The 14909-nt window shown below is 72.7% G+C and carries 15 protein-coding genes; 3 read left to right on the top strand and 12 right to left on the bottom strand.

Annotation, left to right across the window (positions count from 1 at the left end; all coding sequences use genetic code 11):
- Positions 1 to 3: 3 nt before the first annotated feature.
- The 5 genes from rnc to ACIP6W_RS07540 all read right to left on the bottom strand — a co-directional run bounded on the left by rnc (position 4) and on the right by ACIP6W_RS07540 (position 4365).
- Entirely contained in the window at positions 4 to 729 is a 726-nt protein-coding gene (gene rnc / locus ACIP6W_RS07560; protein WP_066654858.1) for a ribonuclease III, read from the bottom strand.
- Positions 730 to 743: 14 nt separating this feature from the next.
- Positions 744 to 947, bottom strand: coding sequence for a 50S ribosomal protein L32 (rpmF, locus tag ACIP6W_RS07555; protein ID WP_058728177.1), 204 nt, complete (start codon positions 945 to 947; stop codon positions 744 to 746).
- Between the two features lie 43 nt (positions 948 to 990).
- Positions 991 to 1581 carry a YceD family protein gene (locus tag ACIP6W_RS07550; protein WP_400429648.1) on the bottom strand — a complete coding sequence of 197 codons (591 nt, stop codon included), beginning with the start codon at positions 1579 to 1581 and terminating at the stop codon, positions 991 to 993.
- Positions 1582 to 1651: 70 nt separating this feature from the next.
- Complete coding sequence (gene coaD, locus ACIP6W_RS07545; protein ID WP_066654861.1) at positions 1652 to 2146, bottom strand: pantetheine-phosphate adenylyltransferase; 495 nt, start codon at positions 2144 to 2146, stop codon at positions 1652 to 1654.
- Positions 2147 to 2172: 26 nt separating this feature from the next.
- The gene (locus tag ACIP6W_RS07540; protein ID WP_400429646.1) at positions 2173 to 4365 is read right to left on the bottom strand and encodes an ATP-dependent DNA helicase RecG; all 2193 of its coding nucleotides are present in this window, start codon (positions 4363 to 4365) and stop codon (positions 2173 to 2175) included.
- A gap of 123 nt (positions 4366 to 4488) precedes the next feature.
- On the opposite strand from ACIP6W_RS07540, the gene ACIP6W_RS07535 reads away from it, so the two are divergent.
- Positions 4489 to 5049 (top strand): RsmD family RNA methyltransferase, encoded by a 561-nt coding sequence (locus tag ACIP6W_RS07535; protein ID WP_066654862.1) that lies wholly within the window; start codon positions 4489 to 4491, stop codon positions 5047 to 5049.
- Between the two features lie 66 nt (positions 5050 to 5115).
- Here ACIP6W_RS07535 and thiL read toward each other — a convergent pair whose 3' ends face one another.
- Entirely contained in the window at positions 5116 to 6108 is a 993-nt protein-coding gene (gene thiL, locus ACIP6W_RS07530; protein ID WP_400429644.1) for a thiamine-phosphate kinase, read from the bottom strand.
- A 34-nt stretch (positions 6109 to 6142) separates the two neighbouring features.
- On the opposite strand from thiL, the gene ACIP6W_RS07525 reads away from it, so the two are divergent.
- Positions 6143 to 6628: a DUF3515 family protein gene (locus ACIP6W_RS07525; protein ID WP_400428909.1), complete on the top strand. Its 486-nt coding sequence runs from the start codon at positions 6143 to 6145 to the stop codon at positions 6626 to 6628.
- A 44-nt stretch (positions 6629 to 6672) separates the two neighbouring features.
- On the opposite strand, the gene ACIP6W_RS07520 is transcribed toward ACIP6W_RS07525, so the two are convergent.
- The 6 genes from ACIP6W_RS07520 to leuC all read right to left on the bottom strand — a co-directional run bounded on the left by ACIP6W_RS07520 (position 6673) and on the right by leuC (position 13196).
- On the bottom strand, positions 6673 to 7770 hold the full coding sequence (locus tag ACIP6W_RS07520; protein ID WP_066658373.1) for a D-alanine--D-alanine ligase family protein: 1098 nt from the start codon (positions 7768 to 7770) through the stop codon (positions 6673 to 6675).
- Between the two features lie 32 nt (positions 7771 to 7802).
- Positions 7803 to 8816 carry an NAD(P)H-dependent glycerol-3-phosphate dehydrogenase gene (locus ACIP6W_RS07515; RefSeq protein ID WP_066658371.1) on the bottom strand — a complete coding sequence of 338 codons (1014 nt, stop codon included), beginning with the start codon at positions 8814 to 8816 and terminating at the stop codon, positions 7803 to 7805.
- Between the two features lie 91 nt (positions 8817 to 8907).
- Positions 8908 to 9756, bottom strand: coding sequence for a lysophospholipid acyltransferase family protein (locus ACIP6W_RS07510; protein ID WP_251159672.1), 849 nt, complete (start codon positions 9754 to 9756; stop codon positions 8908 to 8910).
- Positions 9757 to 9760: 4 nt separating this feature from the next.
- Positions 9761 to 11128: a UDP-N-acetylglucosamine 1-carboxyvinyltransferase gene (gene murA / locus ACIP6W_RS07505; protein ID WP_066654865.1), complete on the bottom strand. Its 1368-nt coding sequence runs from the start codon at positions 11126 to 11128 to the stop codon at positions 9761 to 9763.
- The gene (gene leuD / locus ACIP6W_RS07500; protein ID WP_066654867.1) at positions 11128 to 11724 is read right to left on the bottom strand and encodes a 3-isopropylmalate dehydratase small subunit; all 597 of its coding nucleotides are present in this window, start codon (positions 11722 to 11724) and stop codon (positions 11128 to 11130) included. Before leuD ends, murA begins: the two co-directional genes overlap by 1 nt.
- A complete protein-coding gene (leuC, locus tag ACIP6W_RS07495) occupies positions 11724 to 13196 on the bottom strand; it encodes a 3-isopropylmalate dehydratase large subunit (protein WP_251159671.1) in 1473 nt (490 codons plus the stop codon). Before leuC ends, leuD begins: the two co-directional genes overlap by 1 nt.
- A 204-nt stretch (positions 13197 to 13400) precedes the next feature.
- Between leuC and ACIP6W_RS07490 the strand changes: the two genes are divergently transcribed.
- Complete coding sequence (locus ACIP6W_RS07490) at positions 13401 to 14468, top strand: FUSC family protein (RefSeq protein WP_271826064.1); 1068 nt, start codon at positions 13401 to 13403, stop codon at positions 14466 to 14468.
- Positions 14469 to 14909: the final 441 nt, after the last annotated feature.

Below are 14909 nucleotides of genomic sequence, written 5' to 3'. Positions count from 1 at the left end.
CGGTCAGGCCGCCCGGCCGGAGAGCCGCGTCCACGCCTCGAGCGCGGCGGCCATCTCGGCGGTCTTCTTGCTGGTGCCGGACCCCGTCGACACGTCCTCGCCCTGCAGCACGACCGTCGCGTGGAAGGTCTTGTCGTGGTCGGGGCCCTCTTCGGTCACCCGGTAGGCCGGGTTGCCGAGGGACAGGCTCGCGGCGAGCTCCTGCAGGCTCGTCTTCGGGTCCATGGCGGCGCCGAAGCGGTCCGGGTCGACGAGCAGCGGCTCGACCAGTCGCAGCACCAGGTCCGTCGCGGCGTCGGGGCCCGCGGACAGGAACGTCGCACCGATGACGGCCTCGACCGTGTCGGCCAGGATCGACGCCTTGCCCCGGCCGCCGGTCTGCTCCTCGCCCTTGCCGAGGCGCAGGTAGGAGCCGAGCCCGATCATGCGGGCGATCTCGGCCAGGGCGACCGTCGAGACGAGGCTGGCGCGCCGCTTGGCGAGCTCACCTTCGTCGAGGTCGGGGAACGACCGGAAGAGCTTCACGGTCACGGCCTGGCCGAGGATGGAGTCCCCGAGGAACTCGAGGCGCTCGTTGTGCTTGATGCCCCCGTGCTCGTAGGCGTACGAGCGGTGCGTGAGGGCGAGCTGGAGCAGCTCGGCGTCGATCTGGACGTCGAGGATGCCCTGCAGACGAACGACGTCCGGCCCCACGGGGCGGGACCCCGTGGCGCCGGACGTCGCTGTCATGTGGTCCGGTCCGATCAGACGTCGGCGACCTTGCGGCCCTTGTACTCCATGTACAGGGCGGTGCCGGCCGAGTCCTCGACGACCTTCGCGCGGTGCGGGAGGCTGTAGGTGACCTTGCCGTTCTCGATCGTCTTCACGAGCTGGACCGGCGCGGCCTTCCACTGCGAACGACGGGCGTGCGTGTTGGCACGGGACTGCTTGCGCTTGGGAACGGCCATGGTGGTTCTCTTTCGGTTGGTCGGTGGTCAGGGTCGAGGTGCGTCAGGCCGTGCGGCCGTCGCCCTCGGGGCTCTGGGTGGGGGTGCTGTCGTCGGCGTCGGTGCTGTCGGCGTCGGTGCTGTCCGCGTCGGCGCCCCGGAAGCCGCTCAGCGCGGCCCAACGCGGGTCGACGACCTCGCGCGGGGTGACCTCGCCGAGGTCGGCCAGCCGCTCACCCGTGTCGGGGTCGAGGCCGGGGCAGTCCGGCCGGCAGACCGGCTGGAACGGCAGCGCCAGCACTACCGCATCTCGAACGACCGGTTCACAATCCACGTGGTCATCGTGAACGAAGAAGTCGAAATCCTCCGAGACATCGTACGCGAACAGCTCGGCGAAGTCGACTTCGACCGGTTCGCTGATGTCGATGAGGCAGCGCGAGCACTCCCCCGTGGCCTCGGCCGAGGCGTGTCCGGAGACCAGGACACCCTCGTGCAGGCCCTCGAGCTTCACGTCGAGCTGCAGCGTGGCGCCCTCGCGCACGGCGATGACGCCGGCGCCCATCGCGTCCGGCACCTCGACGTCGAGCGAGTGCTCGCGCATCTCGCCCGGCCGGTGCGCGAGGTCGCGCACGCGCAGGGCGAAGGGGCTGTTCACGGGGGAAGACACGATCGACGAGTCTACCGCGATCTCCTGCGGACGTCGAGGACGCCCGGGACGCGGCGTGTCAGCGCCCGAGGTGCTCGGCCAGCGCGTCCGCGACGACGACGGGCACGTAGGGCGTCACGTCGCCCCCGAGCGTCGCGACCTGGCGGATGAGGGAGCTCGACACGTGCGCCCGCGACGCCTCGGGCAGCAGGAAGACCGTCTCGACGTCGGCCAGGTGCCGGTTCATGATGGCCATCGGGGTCTCGTACGCGACGTCCTCGCCCGAGCGCACACCCTTCACGAGCACACCCGCACCCACCTGTCGGCAGTAGTCGACGAGCAGGCCGGAGGTCCACTCCCCGACCCGGACGCTGTCCGGCGCCCCGGTCTCGACGAGGGACTGCTCGATCAACCGCACCCGGTCGGCGGCGGCGAACATCGCGGGCTGCTTGTCCGGGTTGTGGACGACGAGCACGTGCACCTCGTCGAACAGCCGAGCAGCACGCCCGATGACGTCGAGGTGCCCGAGGGTCACGGGGTCGAAGGATCCGGGGACGACGGCGATCTGGGCCATGTCCGTCACGCTACCGGCCGCCGGCGTCAGTTCTTCCCGAGGAACGCGGCGTCGGACTCGTCGAGCCGCCGTGCCAGGGCTTCGCGCAGGGCGGGGTGGTCCCGCAGCTCGGGGTCGGGCTCGAGCACGCGCTCCGCCTCTCCCCGGGCGTCGACGATGAGGTCGGCGTGCTCGACGACGCGGAGCAGGTTCAGCGACGACCGGCCGCCGGACTGCCGCTCGCCGAGCACGTCGCCCTCGCGCCGGAGCTCCAGGTCGACGCGGGCGAGCTCGAAGCCGTCGTCGGACGCCGCCACCGCGTCGACGCGCTCGCGTGCGGTCGTCTCGGCCTCGGCCGTCGTCACGAGCAGGCACACCCCGGCGTACTGCCCACGACCGATGCGACCGCGCAGCTGGTGGAGCTGGGAGACCCCGAAGCGGTCGGCGTCGAGCACCGCCATCATCGACGCGTTCGGCACGTCCACGCCGACCTCGATCACGGTCGTCGCGACGAGCACGTCGACGTCGCCGGCCGCGAAGGACGTCATGACGCGGTCCTTCTCGTCCGCGGTCATCCGCCCGTGCAGGACCTCGATCCGTCGGTCCTGCAGGACCGGCATGGCCCGCATCCGCTCGGCCGTCGCGAGCACCGTCGCCGGCGCGCGCTTCGGCGCGTCGTCCTCTGCGGGCTCGGGGCCGCCGTCGTCCTCGGCGTGGGCGTCGTCGATCGCCGGGCAGACCACGAAGGCCTGCCGCCCGTCGGCGAGCTCCTCGGCCATCCGGGTCCAGATGCGCCCTTCCCACCCGGGGTGCTCGGCCAGCCCGACGGCGAAGGTCTCGACCCCGGCACGGCCCGACGGCAGCCCGGTGATGGTGGACACGTCGAGGTCGCCGAACACCGTCATCGCGACGGTGCGCGGGATCGGCGTCGCGGTGAGGACGAGCACGTGGGGTGGGGTCGCGCCCTTCGTCCGCAGGGCCTCTCGCTGCTCGACGCCGAACCGGTGCTGCTCGTCGACCACGACCAGACCGAGCTCCGCGAAGTCGACCCGGTCGCCCAGCAGCGCGTGCGTGCCGACGACGAGCCGTGAGCTGCCGGATGCCGCCGCGAGCAGTGCCCGGCGCCGTTCGTCGGTCGACTGCGAGCCCGTCAGGATGACCGGCCGGAGCTCGGCCGCCAGGTCGGGGCCGAGGAACTTGACGATCGACCGGAGGTGCTGCGCCGCGAGCACCTCGGTCGGGGCGATGAGGGCCGACTGCCCACCGGACTCGGCGACCGTCAGCATCGCCCGGATCGCGACCAGGGTCTTGCCGGAGCCCACCTCGCCCTGCACCAGCCGGTGCATCGGCCAGTCCCCCGCCAGGTCGTGCGCGATCTCGGCCCCCACCGCCTGCTGGTCGTCGGTCAGGGTGAACGGCAGCGAGGCGTCGAAACGCTCGAGGGTCCCGCCGGGCGCCGCCCGACGCGGGGTGGCAGCGGTCGCCCGGGCAGCGATGCGCCGCTGCACGAGGGCGGTCTGCAGCACGAACGCCTCGCGGTAGCGCAGCGCGTCCTGCGCGCGCTTGAAGTCGGCGACCTTCTCCGGACGGTGCAGGAGCTCGAGTGCTCGGCGGAACGGCACCAGGCCGAGTCGCGTTCGCGCGGGTGCCGGGATCGGGTCGGGCACGTCGGGCAGGGTGTCGAGGACGACGGCGATCGCCTTCGCGATCTGCCACGAGGTCAGCGACGCCGTCGCCGGGTAGATCGGGATGGGCTGCCGTGACCAGCGGATCGCCTCTTCGTCCTCGGGGTCCGCCGTCGCGCGGGGGTCGTCGCGGTCGAACAGCTCGTAGTCCGGGTGGGCGAGCTGCCGCGCACCCCGGTAGTCGCCGACCTTGCCGGCGAAGATCCCACGGGCACCGGGCACGAGGTCCTTCGTGCGCCACCCCTGGTTGAAGAAGGTGAGCGTGAGCAGGCCCTTGCCGTCACCGATCTTCGCCTCGAGGATCGAGCCGCGTCGAGCGCGCATGGTCCGTTCGCGCACGTCGATGACCTCGGCCACGATCGTGACCGACTCGCCGATCGCGAGCGAGTCGAGCGCGGTCAGGGCGCCGCGCTCCGCGTACCGCCGGGGTGCGTGCTCGAGGAACTCACCGACGGTGCGGTACCCGAAGGCCTTCTCGATCGCCTTCGCCGTCCGTCCGCCGAGGACCCCGCCCAGCCGGGCGTCGAGGGGCGCGGGGCCGAGGTCGGGCCGCACCGGCGGCGCCTCGGTGTCGGGGGTGTCGGAGGTGACCACGCGACCACGGTACCGGGCCGGTCCGACGCACCGCGCGCCTCCCGTCCGGCCTGTGGAAGCCGTGCACGCCGCTACGGTGGCTGCATGACCCGCATCATCGCCGGCGCCGCCGGTTCCACGACGCTCCGGGTGCCGAAGTCCGGCACCCGGCCGACGAGCGACCGCGTGCGCGAGGCCCTGTTCTCGTCGCTCGGCGCGCGCGGGCTCGTGGAGGGCACCTCGGTCGCGGACCTCTACGCCGGGACGGGCGCGCTCGGGCTCGAGGCGGCGTCCCGCGGGGCGGCGGAGGTCGTGCTCGTCGACCGCGCGTCCGCTGCCGCGCAGGCGTGCCGGGCGAACGCGAAGGCCGTGCAGCAGCGGGTGCCGGGGGTGCGGATCGACGTGCAGCCGCAGCCGGCGCTCGGCTACCTGCGGAGCACGGTGCGGACCTTCGACCTCGTCTTCGTCGACCCGCCGTACGAGGTCGCCGAGCAGGAGATCGCGGACGTGCTCGAAGCACTCGTGCCGCGCCTGACGGCGGGCGCGGTGGTCGTCGTCGAGCGGAGCAAGCGGTCGCCGGAGCCGACGTGGCCGGCCGGGTTGGAGCCCTTCAGCAAGCGCAGCTACGGCGAGACCGTGGCGTGGGAGGCCGTCACCCCGGCCTGACGCAGGCGGTCGGACGCGCGCGGTCGCGCGATCGGGCGGCCGGGAGGCCCGGCGCGGCCCCGACGGTCAGCCCGCGGCGCCGTCCCAGTCGGCGTACGGGTCCCACCCGGTCGTCGGGACCGGCTCGCCTCCGCGCACCAGGTCCGCGTCGCCGCGGGCGACGACCGCGCCGATGCGCCGGAAGCCGCCGGGCAGCGCCACGCCGGGCGGGAAGGTCGCGAGCAGCCCGTGGTCCTCGCCGCCGTGCAGTGCGAGGTCGTCGGCGCCCGCGACACCGTCGGCATCGAGGTCGAGCGTCACCCGGCTGGCCCGGGCGAGCCGCCCGGCGTCGATCGCCAGCCCGTCGGACAGGTCGAGCATCGCGGTCGCCCCGGCCGTGGCCGCGAGCGGACCGTCGGCGATCGGCGGGACCGGGCGTCGCTGCCGGTCCACGTCGGGGTCGGTGTCCGCGCCGCTCGCGACGGTCACCGACCGCGAGGGCTCTCCGTGCGCGTCGACGCCGTCGCGGAACAGCCGTGCGAGGCCACGAGCGGCGCGGCCGAGCTCCCCCGAGACCGCGAGGACGTCGCCGGGACGAGCACTCGAGCGGAGCACCGGCGCTCGCCCACCGAGGTCGCCGAACGCCGTCACCGAGACCGTGAACACGGCCGAGGTCGACAGGTCCCCGCCGACCACGCCGCAGCCCGGGGAGAGCGCGTCCACGGCAGCCCGCACCCCGTCCGCGAAGGACTCGAGCACCGCGACGGGGGTCTCCTGCGGCGCGGCCAGGGCGATCACGAGTCCGCTCGGCGTCGCGCCCATCGCTGCGACGTCGGACAGGTTCGTCGCTGCCGCCTTCCACCCGACGTCCGCCGGCGACGACCACGCCCACCGGAAGTCGGGCCCGTGCACCATCATGTCCGTCGTGACGACGAACCGGCCGTCCGGGGCCGCGACGACGGCGCAGTCGTCACCGGGACCGACGTCCGGTGCACCCGCCGGCAGTCGACGGACGATCCGGTCCAGCACGGCGAGCTCCCCCAGCTGTCCCACGGTCGGTCCGGTCCAGGCGTCGTCCATCTCGTCCACGTCCGCAACGGTAGCCTGGACGTCGATGGACACCGTGCGCCGACCCCTCCGCTGGACCGCGATCGCGGGCGTCGCCGTGGCACTCGCCGCCGGGCTGACCGGGTGCACGAACGCCGTGTCGATGGCACCCGCTCCGTCCGCCGACACCGCCGCGTGCGCAGCCGTGCAGGTCCGCCTCCCCACGACCGTCGGGAACGACCTGCCGTTGCGGAACACGAACGCGCAGTCGACCGCCGCGTGGGGCGACCCGGCCGCAGCGCTCTACCACTGCGGCGTCGCGGTGCCGACGGTCTCCGACCTGCCGTGCTTCAGCCAGGGCGGCGTCGACTGGATCCGCGACGACCGCGGCGAGCAGGTCGTCTACACGACGTTCGGTCGCTCCCCCGCGGTGCAGGTCGTCATCGACTCGACGAAGACCACGAACCAGGTGGTGCAGGACCTGTCGGACGTCGTGTCGACGCTGCCGGAGGACGGACACCGCTGCCTCGACCCCTCGGACGTGCAGGGCTGACGACGCGTGCGGCGCGCACGGCCTGCCGCACGCGACGCCGGACGTCAGCGGACGGCGACCCGTCCCAGCTCGATGAGTTCGGCGACGAGTTCGCCGTAGGACATCCCGGACGCCGCCCAGCAGCGCGGGTACATCGACAGCGGCGTGAACCCCGGCATGGTGTTGACCTCGTTCACGACGAAGCCGTCGTCGGTCAGGAAGCAGTCCACGCGCGCGAGACCCGCACCGCCGATCGCCTCGAACGCCCGTGCACCGATCGACCGGATCGCGTCGGTCTCGTCGGCGGTCAGGGGCGCGGGGCAGAGGAGCGCCTCGTCGCCGCCCAGGTACTTCGACGCGAAGTCGTAGAAACCGTCCTCCGCCACGACGATCTCGCCCGGCAGGCTCGTGCGCGGGACACCGTCGCGGCCCTCGAGCACCGCGACCTCGACCTCGCGCCCGACGACGCGCGGTTCGACGATCACCTTCGCGTCGTGTTCGAACGCCAGGTCCATCGCGGCCGCGAGCTGCGACGGCTCGTCGACCCGGGACACGCCCATGCTCGACCCGGCGCGGGCGGGCTTCACGAAGAGCGGCCACCCGTGCACCGCGACGGCCTCGGCGACGCCGTCGGGGTCGGCCGACCACTGCCGGCGGAGCACGGTCGTCCAGGGCGCGACCCGCAGCCCGGCGTGCTCGAGCACGGCCTTCGCGGTGTGCTTGTCCATCGCCAGGGCGCTCGCGAGGACGCCGTCGCCGACGTACGGCAGCCCGGCGACCTCGAGGAGCCCCTGGACCGTGCCGTCCTCACCGAACGGACCGTGCAGGATCGGGAACGCCACGTCGACCGCGATCGTCGTGACCGAGCCGTCCGGGTGCGACACGACCAGCTCGTTCGTGGCCGGCGACGTGGGGAACGCCACACGGGTGCCGTTGTCCGGCACGACGGGGAGCGCGCCGTCCCGGAGCGCCCACTGCGCCGGGTCGTCGGACTGCAGGGTGAAGGCGCCCTCCTTCGTGATGCCGATCGGCACGACCGCGTAGACCGAGCGATCGACGACGTCCATGATCCCGCCGGCGGTCACGCAGCTGATCTCGTGCTCGCTGGACCGGCCGCCGAACAGCACGGCGACGGTCGTGGGAGCGGGAGCGATCGTGGGCATGGCAGTCCCCTTGGTGGTCGGGACCGGACCGGTCACTCGCCCTGCGGCTCGTCGGTCTCGGTGAGGTGCGGCGCGATGTTGCGCGGGTCGAGCCTACCGGCGAGGACCTCGGCCACCTGCCCGACGATGGGCATGTCGACGCCGTTCGCCGCCGCCAGTTCGAGGATCGGGGCGACCGATGCCAGGCCCTCCGCGGTCTGGTTCATCTGGCGCACGACCTCGTCGAAGCGGTACCCCTGACCGAGCAGGCGGCCGGCCGTGTTGTTCCGCGACAGCGGGGACTGGCAGGTCGCGATCAGGTCGCCGAGGCCGGCGAGCCCGGACAGCGTCGACGGCTGCGCACCGAGCGACACCGCGAAGTCGGTCATCTCGGCGAGCCCGCGGGTGATGATCGACGCCTTGGTGTTCTCGCCGTAGCCGACGCCGTCGACGATGCCGATCGCGACCGCGATGAGGTTCTTCAGCACGCCGCCGAACTCCGTGCCGATGACGTCGGTGTTCGTGAACGAGCGGAAGTACGGGTTCGTGGCGACCGCGGCCACCGCGGTCGCCGTCTCGAGCGACGTCGACGACACGACCGCGGCGGTCGGCTGCCGACGGGCGATCTCGAGCGCCAGGTTCGGTCCGCTCGCGACCGCGATCCGGTCGCGATCGATGCCGAGACCCTCGTGCAGGACCTCGCTCATCCGCAGGCCCGTGGCCTTCTCGACGCCCTTCATCAGGCTCACGACGGGGACGCCCTCGGGCAGCAGCGGCGCGATCGCGGACAGGTTCGACCGGAGCGTCTGCGACGGCACCGACACGTACACCTGCTCGGCGCCGTCGAGCACCGCGGACAGCGACGTCGACGCGGTCAGCGTGCGCGGCAGGTTGATGCCCGGCAGGTAGTCGGAGTTCCGCTTCGTCTCGGTGATCTCCCGTGCGACCTCGGGCCGACGTGCCCAGACGACGGTGTCGGCACCGCCCTCGGCCAGCACCTTCGCGAAGGTGGTCCCCCAGCTGCCCGCACCGATGACGGCGACGCGCGGCTTGTCGGTGGACTGCATGACCACGCGGATGGCTGCGGTGTCGACGGCGCCTGGGGCTGCCACGGCGGGGTCCGGGTGGTCGTCGTGCGGGCGCAGGCCCGAGCGGTCGTCAGTCAAACTTCCCGGTCTCCTTCTGGTCGTTGGCGGCCGGGTCCCACCGGGTCGCCGGTGCCTGCTCGCCACGGAGCTCCTCGAGCAGCTCGGTGATCCGGCGCATGAGCAGGTCGGTCGCCGCCAGCAGGGTCTTCTGGTCGAGCGGCTTCCCGCGGTACGCCGACAGGTCGACCGGGTCGCCGACGATCACGTCGACGCGCGACGGCGGGAACAGCCGGAGCTTCTTCGCGTACCGGCCCATGATCCGCTGCGTGCCCCAGTGGGCCATCGGGATGAGCGGGACGTCGTTCTCGAGCGCGATCCGCACCGCGCCGGTCTTGCCGCGCATGGGCCACAGGTCGGGGTCACGGGTGAGCGTGCCCTCGGGGTAGACGATGATCGCTCCACCCTGCTCGATGACGGACCTGCCGCCGCCGAGCGGGTCGTTCAGGCGCGTGCGGCCGGAACGCTCGACCGGGATCTGCCCCATGCCGGCCATGAGCTTGCCGACGACCGGCACCCGGAAGATCGACGCCTTCGCGAGGAACCGCGGCGCACGGCGGGACAGCCAGACGGCGGTGCCGACCACGAGCGGGTCGATGTTCGTGAAGTGGTTCGGGGCCAGCACGAAGGCGCCGCCCTCCGGCAGGCGCTTCGGTCCGTGCCAGTGGTAGCGGGCGGTGAACCGGAAGACCGGGATCACCACGGACGCCGTGATGCGGAAGGCGGTGTTCAGCTCGCCGCGCCGCCACCGGCGCCCCGGGTTCGGGAGGCCCGTGGTGACGTCGGAGGCGGACGCACGCCGTGCCTCCAGGCCGTCACCCGCGCCGCTCGCCGTGCCGTCGCCGCCCGTCGTGCCGTCCACGCGCCTAGCCCGCGAAGTCGAAGTCGGCGCCGAGCTTGCGCAGCTTCGGGATGAAGTGCTCGTACCCGCGGCTGATGATGCCGACGTTCGTGATGTGCGACTCGCCCTCGGCCGTCAGGGCGGCGATGAGGTGGCTGAAGCCGCCGCGCAGGTCGGGGACGCGGACGTTCGCGGCGTGCAGCGTCGTCGGGCCGGTGATGACCGCGGCCTGCTCGAACGGGCGGCGGGCGACACGGCGGTCGTGCCCGGGCAGCCCCTCCTTGTGCACGACGATGTCGGCACCCATCTCGTTCAGGGCGTCGGTGAAGCCGAAGCGGTTCTCGTACACGGTCTCGTGCACGATGCTCGTGCCCTCGGCCTGGGTCAGCGCGACGACGAGCGGCTGCTGCCAGTCCGTCATGAAGCCGGGGTGGACGTCGGTCTCGACGACGACCGGGCGCAGGGTCTCGCGCTCGCGGTAGAAGCGGATGCCGTCCTCCTGGATGTCGAACCCGCCACCCACCTTGCGGAAGACGTTGAGGAACGTCATGAGGTCCTGCTGGTCGGCACCCTCGACGAAGATGTCGCCGTTGGTGGCGAGCGCGGCGGAGGCCCAGCTCGCGGCCTCGTTGCGGTCGTTGATCGCGCGGTGCGTGTACCCGCGCAGCGACTCGACGCCCTCGATGAAGATCGTGCGGCTCGGCTCGACCGTGACGATCGCGCCCATCTTCTGCAGGATCGCGATGAGGTCCATGATCTCGGGCTCGATCGCCGCGTTGCGGAGCTCGGTGACGCCCTCGGCCAGGACCGACGAGAGCAGGACCTGCTCGGTCGCCCCGACGCTCGGGTACGGCAGTTCGATCTTCGCACCCTTGAGACCGTCCGGGGCGGTGAGGTGGATGCCGTTGAGCTGCTTGTCGACCACGGCACCCATCGCGCGCAGGGCGTCGAGGTGGAAGTCGATCGGACGGTCGCCGATGCGGCAGCCGCCGAGGTCGGGGATGAAGGCCTCGCCGAGCTTGTGCAGCAGCGGACCGCAGAACAGGATCGGGATGCGGCTCGAGCCGGCGTGGGCGTCGATCTCGGCGAAGTGCGCCGACTCGACGTTCGCCGGGTCGAGGATGAGCTCGCCTCGTGCAGGGTCCGTGATCCGCACACCGTGCACCTCGAGCAGGCCGCGGACGACCTTCACGTCGGAGATGTCCGGCACGTCCTTGAGGATCGACGGGGTGTCGCCGAGCAGCGAGGCGACCATCGCCTTGGTCGCGAGGTTCTTCGCGCCGCGGACCTCGATGCGCCCCACGAGCGGCTTGCCGCCCCGGATGACGATCTCGTCCGACTTGAGGCCGACGCGGGCCCCTGCTGCTGCTGCGTCCTGTACGAGGGAGTTCACTACTTCACCGGCAATGTCTTCGGCCGCCATCGGGAGCGGCGGGATTCGAACTCCGTGATCGAGGACTCGTCACGGAGGGTGAGCCCGATGTCATCGAGCCCTTCCATCAACCGCCAACGAGTGTAGGCGTCGATCTCGAAGGGCACGTCCACCGCGCCGAGCGACACGCGCTGCGCGACCAGGTCGACGGTCGCCTCGATGCCCGGGTTCGCCGCGATCTCGGCCCAGAGTGCCTCGACTTCCGGTTCGGTCACGATCGCGGTGACCAGGCCCTGCTTGCCCGCGTTGCCCTTGAAGATGTCCGCGAAACGACTCGACACCACCACGCGGAAGCCGAAGTCGCGGAGCGCCCAGACCGCGTGCTCGCGGCTCGACCCGGTCCCGAAGTCCGGGCCGGCGACCAGCACCTGCGCCCCCTGGTAGACGGGCTGGTTGAGCACGAAGTCGGGGTCCTGGCGCCACCCGGCGAACAGGGCGTCCTCGAAGCCGGTCTTCGTGACGCGCTTGAGGTAGACCGCGGGGATGATCTGGTCGGTGTCGACGTTCGAGCGCTGCAGCGGCGCGGCGATCCCGGTGACGGTGGTGATCTTGTCCATCAGTTGGCTCCTTCAGCGGTCGCTGCCGTCGCGGCGGTGTCGTCGGTGACCGTCGCGATCGCGTCGTCGGTCTCCAGGTCCCACGGGCTCGACAGCGTGCCCCGGACCGCGGTGGCGGCGGCGACGAGCGGCGACACCAGGTGCGTGCGGCCGCCCTTGCCCTGCCGCCCCTCGAAGTTGCGGTTCGAGGTGCTCGCGCACCGCTCCCCCGGTGCGAGCTGGTCGGGGTTCATGCCGAGGCACATCGAGCAGCCGGCGAACCGCCACTCCGCGCCGAAGTCGGTGAAGACCCTGTCCAGCCCCTCGGCCTCGGCCTCGAGCCGGACCCGGGCGGACCCCGGCACGACCATGACCCGCACGCCGTCCGCCTTCTTCCGTCCCCGGATGACCGACGCGAAGGCCCGGAGGTCCTCGATGCGCGAGTTCGTGCAGGACCCCATGAAGACCGCGTCGACCGCGATGTCCTTCATCGGTGTGCCGGCCTCGAGGTCCATGTACTCGAGGGCACGCTGCGCGGCGGCCTGGTCGTTCGGGTCGCTGTAGCCCGCGGGGTCCGGGACCGTCTCGGACAGCGACACGCCCTGGCCGGGGTTCGTGCCCCACGTGACGAAGGGCTCGAGCTCGTCCGCGTCGATGAAGACCTCGGCGTCGAAGACGGCGTCGTCGTCGGTCGCCAGCGTGTCCCAGTACGCGACGGCGTCGTCCCAGTCCTGACCGGTCGGCGCGTGGTCGCGGCCCTGCACGTAGTCGTAGGTGGTCTGGTCGGGGGCGACCATGCCGGCGCGGGCACCGGCCTCGATCGACATGTTGCAGATCGTCATGCGCCCCTCCATCGAGAGGGAACGGATCGCCGACCCGCGGTACTCCAGCACGTAGCCCTGCCCGCCGCCGGTCCCGATCTTCGCGATCACGGCGAGGATGATGTCCTTCGCGGTGACGCCCGGGCGCAGCGTGCCCTCGACCGTGATCGCCATCGTCCTGAACGGCTTCAGCGGCAGGGTCTGGGTGGCGAGGACGTGCTCGACCTCGCTCGTGCCGATGCCGAACGCCATCGCACCGAACGCACCGTGGGTCGACGTGTGCGAGTCGCCGCACACGACGGTGATGCCGGGCATCGTCAGGCCGAGCTGCGGGCCGACCACGTGGACGATGCCCTGTTCCTTGTCGCCGAGCGAGTGCAGACGGACGCCGAACTCCTCGCAGTTGCGACGTAGGGTCTCGATCTGCGTGCGGCTCGTCGGGTCGGCGATGGGCCGGTCGATCGCGAGGGTCGGGGTGTTGTGGTCCTCGGTCGCGATGGTCAGGTCGAGGCGACGCACCGGGCGGCCGGCCTGGCGGAGGCCGTCGAAGGCCTGCGGGCTCGTGACCTCGTGCACGAGGTGGAGGTCGATGTAGAGGAGGTCCGGGCTCCCGTCCTCGCCCTTGACCACGACGTGGTCGTCCCACACCTTCTCGGCGAGCGTCTTTCCCATCGGCCCGGCCCTTCCTCATCGACGTTGCGGTACCGCTCTCGCGGCTCGGTCCGGCGAGTCTAGCAGGTTGGTATACCAACGCGGGCCGGGACGGACGGGAGGCGCGGTGCGGCGCCGCCACGCGCCTCCCGTCCGGCCGTGGTGCGGTCCGGACGAGGCGACCCGCGTCGGCGACACCCGTCGCGGTGGGAAGATGGTGACGACATGACGACGCCTGCGCACTCGACCCGGACCACCAACCTCGAGGGCGCAGCCCGCGCCGCGATCGCCGGCGGCGCACCGCTCGCGCTGCTGATCGCCCTGGGGATGCCGGGCTACGCAGCGTTCGCGATGTTCGCCGGGTTCACGGCGATCTTCGGCGCGACCGAGCCGTACCGCCAGCGTGCCGTCACGACCGGCGTCGCCGGTGCGCTCCAGGCGGCGTGCATGCTCGCGGGCATCGGCGTCGCGTTGCTCGGGCACCCGCTGTGGCTGCAGGCGGTCGGGCTCGTGGTGGTGCTCGTCCTCGCCGTGTGCACGCTCACGGCGCTGCAGACGATCCCCGCGCAGCCGATCTTCCCGGTCTTCGCGTTCGTCGTCTCCTCGCTCGTCCCGCTGCGGCCCGCCGACCTGCCGACGGTCCTGCTGATCATCGTCGGCTCGGTCGCGTGGGCGTGGCTCGTGGCGATGTCGGGCGCGGTGCTCCGTCGACTCCTGCACCCGCGGGCACCGCACCGCTTCCGGCCGCTGGCGGCACGCAAGCACCGCACGCTCGACGTCCTGCGCACGCCGGCGCTGCGGGAGACCGTCGCCCTCAACGTCGTCGGCTCCGTCGTGGCCGGAGCGGTCGCCGTCACGATCCCCGGGCTCGGACACCCGTACTGGGCGGTGATCGCGGTGGTGTCGACGCTGCCCGCGCTCCGGCAGCGGCACACGCTGCGTCGCGCCTGGCAGCGGGTGGTCGGCACCGTCGGGGGCACGGTCGTGGCCGTGGGGATCCTGCTGCTCGAGCCGAGCGTCTGGTGGATCGTCGTGATCGCCGTCGTCGGGCAGTTCTTCGCGGAGATCTTCGTCGCGCGGCACTACGCCGTGACCCTGCTGTTCCTCACGCCGCTCGCGCTCGCCGTGTCGTGGCTGAGCCTGCCCGAGGCGCCGGAGCTCCTCGCGCTCGACCGCATCGCGCAGACGCTGCTCGGTGCGCTCGTGAGCGTCGCGCTCCTGGTGGTCGGGCGGTTCGTCGAGCGTCGACGAGGCCGGCCGCTCGGCGCGACGAGCGCGATCCGCACCGTCTGACGCGGCGTCGGCGCGGCGCCGACGCGGCGCGGCGCCGACGCGGCGCGCCGGTGCCGGCGCCGCTGCCGCGCGCCCTGTCGCGCGCACAGCCGCGAGCACGTCGCGCCGCGGGAACACGTGGCGCGACGTGCCCCGGGTCGTGCGGGAGCAGGACGCACCAGCGAGCCCGCGCCGGACGGGAGGCGCGTGGGCAGCCCGCACCGCGCCTCCCGACCGCAACCGGGTCGCCTGTCGCGCGCACGACCGCGAGCACGTCGCGCCGCGGGAACACGTGGCGCGACGTGCTCCGGGTCGTGCGGGAGCAGGACGCACCAGCGAGCCCGCGCCGGACGGGAGGCGCGTGGTCAGCCCGCACCGCGCCTCCCGACCGCAACCGGGTCGCCTGTCACGCGCACAGCCGCCAGCACGTCGCGCCGCGGGAACACGGGGCGCGACGTGCCC

Origin of the sequence: Curtobacterium sp. NPDC088465, assembly GCF_044753165.1 — a bacterium.
In the GTDB taxonomy this organism is placed as follows: Bacteria; Actinomycetota; Actinomycetes; order Actinomycetales; family Microbacteriaceae; genus Curtobacterium.
The sequence above is the reverse complement of the archived record's forward strand: the minus strand, read 5'-3'. Positions and strand labels throughout refer to the sequence as shown.

Excerpts from the sequence above, each read along its gene's own strand:
- rnc (WP_066654858.1), bottom strand. The coding sequence starts at position 729 with ATGACAGCGACGTCCGGCGCCACGGGGTCCCGCCCCGTGGGGCCGGAC.
- rpmF (WP_058728177.1), bottom strand. The coding sequence starts at position 947 with ATGGCCGTTCCCAAGCGCAAGCAGTCCCGTGCCAACACGCACGCCCGT.
- coaD (WP_066654861.1), bottom strand. The coding sequence starts at position 2,146 with ATGGCCCAGATCGCCGTCGTCCCCGGATCCTTCGACCCCGTGACCCTC.
- ACIP6W_RS07535 (WP_066654862.1), top strand. The coding sequence starts at position 4,489 with ATGACCCGCATCATCGCCGGCGCCGCCGGTTCCACGACGCTCCGGGTG.
- thiL (WP_400429644.1), bottom strand. The coding sequence starts at position 6,108 with ATGGACGACGCCTGGACCGGACCGACCGTGGGACAGCTGGGGGAGCTC.
- ACIP6W_RS07525 (WP_400428909.1), top strand. The coding sequence starts at position 6,143 with ATGGACACCGTGCGCCGACCCCTCCGCTGGACCGCGATCGCGGGCGTC.
- ACIP6W_RS07520 (WP_066658373.1), bottom strand. The coding sequence starts at position 7,770 with ATGCCCACGATCGCTCCCGCTCCCACGACCGTCGCCGTGCTGTTCGGC.
- ACIP6W_RS07515 (WP_066658371.1), bottom strand. The coding sequence starts at position 8,816 with ATGCAGTCCACCGACAAGCCGCGCGTCGCCGTCATCGGTGCGGGCAGC.
- leuD (WP_066654867.1), bottom strand. The coding sequence starts at position 11,724 with ATGGACAAGATCACCACCGTCACCGGGATCGCCGCGCCGCTGCAGCGC.
- leuC (WP_251159671.1), bottom strand. The coding sequence starts at position 13,196 with ATGGGAAAGACGCTCGCCGAGAAGGTGTGGGACGACCACGTCGTGGTC.
- ACIP6W_RS07490 (WP_271826064.1), top strand. The coding sequence starts at position 13,401 with ATGACGACGCCTGCGCACTCGACCCGGACCACCAACCTCGAGGGCGCA.